1 protein-coding gene is annotated in these 3,188 nt (G+C 64.8%); it reads right to left on the bottom strand.

Going from position 1 to position 3,188, the window contains the following annotated elements:
* Nucleotides 1-947 precede the first annotated feature (947 nt).
* Nucleotides 948-1,757, bottom strand: a complete 810-nt coding sequence (locus tag ABTW87_RS29480; RefSeq protein ID WP_350654640.1) for a helix-turn-helix domain-containing protein — start codon at nt 1,755-1,757, stop codon at nt 948-950.
* Nucleotides 1,758-3,188: the final 1,431 nt, after the last annotated feature.

The raw sequence follows: 3,188 nt of genomic DNA, 5'->3' as shown, positions 1-3,188 counted from the left end.
GCACGAACGCCTGCTCCCCGCGCACGCGGGGGTGATCCCACCAGATCATGCCGGGCGTACGCGTCCCCCGCCTGCTCCCCGCGCACGCGGGGGTGATCCCCCGAAACCCGACTCGTACAGCACACCCACATCCTGCTCCCCGCGCACGCGGGGGTGATCCCGACTCGGACGTGACGCCCGAGCTGCTCGACCGCTGCTCCCCGCGCACGCAAGGCCTCGTCCGGCACCGCCGCTGGATGCTCAGAACCGTGCACGGCACGGCTGCCCTTCGTCGCCGATCACGAGCGGCACACCGTAGGCAGACATGGCGCCTCGCCCCTTGTGCGTACCAGCCCGGTAGCGCTGCCGCTGGTGCTCGAGCGCCGGGTCAGCGTCAACCTCCGCTGCGGCGGTCGTGTCATGAAGTTCGCGACACGCCAGGCGCGGCATGAAGGAGAAAGGGCCCCCTCCCCCTAATCTGCTTGTGGCAAAAAGCTATGGGCCGACCAGAAGTTGCGTTTTGCAACTCGAACAACTGGGCGGTTGTCCAGCGGAGGGAAGACGATGGTGGGTGCGGCGGAGGTTCTGATGACGGACCGGCTGTCCGACTCCGAGGCGCAGCTGGCTCTGGCGGCCAGGACGAGTGGCATGAGCGCTTGGTCCTGGCGGGCGACGCTGATGATGCGGTCGGACGCGATGTGTCGAGCGGCGGTACCCGCCGTGGCGCTCATGGCCGGCACGGCCATCAGTGACTTGCAGACGTCTGCGCTGATGGCCGCGTTGCTGCTCGTGTCCCCGTATGTGACGGGTCGCGCGTCGACGAGCGTGGTGCTTCTGCAGCCGACTCGTCAACGCCACACGGGCCCTTGCGGTGAGCGGCACCGAGGTGGGCCGGGTGTAGTCAGGTCGGAGGTCGGCGCGGTACGCGTCCCGGGCCCCCGCCATGCCCGGGGCGGTGACCGGGATGGTCAGTGACGTAAACGGGCCTCAAGCATCTTCCGTGCGGTGTCGGAGTCGCCGGCCTGCAGATAGAGGTCATGGAACGAGGCCTTGTAACCGGCCACCATGTCGGGGTCCTCGACGAGGGCCACGTCGTCGGGTTGGTTGTCCAGGTAGACCACGTCGGGGTCGAGGTCAGAGTTGAACTCGTGGAAAGAGAAGGGTCCGACGAAGCCGGATTCAGCGGCGCTGTCTTGCCGGAGGATGACAAGGTCGAGGCGGGGTAGTAGCTGCAGTATCTTGTCGATCTGTCGCTTCATGACGTCGGGGCTGTGGACAGGTTTGAGCGCGCGTTCGTCCAGCACCACACGCACTGTGCAGTGCCGGTCGGCGGCGAACACCCGGTCCTGACGTGCCATTCGTAGCCGAACCCGCGCCTCGGCGGCTTGGTTATCCGTCCGATAGTGCGGCCCGGCAGTGACGACGAGCCGGGCGTAGTCCTCGGTCTGCAGCAGTCCCGGGATCAGGAAGGGGTGGTACTGGCTGATCCGCGCGGCGTCATCCTCATACCCCAGGAAGTCCATGTAGGAGGCGGACACGAATTCGCGGAACTCCGCCGCCCAGTGACGTCTGCGCGCTAGCCGCGCTAGGTCGACCATGCCAGCGGTCTCGTCGGTGTTAGTGACGCCGTAGAGGGACAGCAGCGCCCGCAGGTCGTTGACGGAGATGCTCACCGTGCCGCTTTCGATCCGAATGACCTTTGACAGCGACCAGTCCATCTCCCGGCGGACATCGTCGAGGGAGTAATTGCGCGCAAGGCGCATCTGCCGCAGGGCCAGCCGTAGGCGTCTGCGGTTGGTCGTCGGCCCCTGTCCGCCCGTCGTCACGTCCACGCCTTCCTGCCGCTAATTGCGACAGGCGAGGTGAGAAAGGAAGCTTGCCATTGGCACATTGCTTCCGCCTGTCGGATTACGGCTAGTGGCAATAAGCTAGCAGACCATCGCATCCGATCTCGCCGCGGCCGCCGGAGTGCGACCTTCGTAGCCGAAGCAGTCATCCCCCTGATATCTTGCTTACATAGCGCGACGATACCAGTGACGGAACGTGAGGCCGATGGGACCGGCCTTCGCTTGCTGCCCTCCTGGCTGCCGACTACGGCGGAAGAAATGACCCGAACCGAACAATCAGCCATAAAGAAACCCCCACCAGACGCTCGAGAACATTTAGGAGGATGCAATGGAGAGGATTGAGTCCTTACCACTGCTATGGACGCGACGCAGTTCCAAATGCGCCAACGACCACTGCGTCATCGTCTCGCGTCACCGCGGTGGCGTCGTCGTATTCGACTCCACCGCGCCCGACTCCGTCCTGTCCTTCTCTGACAGCTCATGGCAGAGCTTCCTCCTCACTCTCCGAAACAACGCCCCTGGGATCCCGTAGACGGGACCGGCTGGAGCAACCTGATCAGCGTTGCCGAGTCCAGTTATGTGCCAACCCACAGCTGTCGGTTAGTCGACAACGTTGGGCGGGCACCCGCTCCAGGGTGCCCCTGCCGTCGGCCGGCTAGCTCGATCAACCCAAGAACAACGCGTCACAGCGAGCTACCAAGACGCGACCGACAGCACTTCCTGCCGCCAGACCCTACGAAATCCTGACCCCTCACGCCGCCGCGACACGACGGAGGCGGACAGGGCCACTGGGCCGCGCTCACCCCCCAACAGGTCCGAACAACTCTCGACCGTAGGGCTACCCCCGCGCTCGCCTCTGTCGTCCGGCATCTCACCCCGGTCGGCAGACACGGCGCATTTCCATTCGAAGCCGAATTAGTCAGGAACGAGTTTGCGAAACGTACCCGGCTGACCGAGGGATACGTCGGTCAGCCTGCCGGCCGGCCGACGCCCGGCCATAGACTCCGAAATGGCGATCAGGAGAAACTCCAGGCGCGGGGCGCTCGTCTTTCCCGACACGGCGTAGCCAGCAAGCGCGCCATGGCAGCCGATGGCCGTGCTGATGCTGGTTATCCGGGCCACCCGTTCTCCGCCCGGACGGATGCCATGTCGGAGACAGCCTCGGCAAACGCCAACTGTCGCTGACGGGGGGCGAGCTCCTGGGAATCATCACTCCTCGGAAATGAAGCTGCCATCTACGTAGGTCCTCCTTGGATAGTGCTGGCGGGGGTCTGTCAAACGAACGGTGTAACCCAGGTTGTTGACGGTTACTTGCGGCCTGCTGAGAGGCGTCCTTCGAAGGTCATCTCGAAGGCGTTGAGT

This window comes from Micromonospora sp. NPDC126480 (assembly GCF_040302465.1).
GTDB lineage: Bacteria > Actinomycetota > Actinomycetes > Mycobacteriales > Micromonosporaceae > Micromonospora.
Note: the sequence above shows the minus strand (reverse complement) of the source record. Positions and strands in the feature narration are given on the sequence as shown.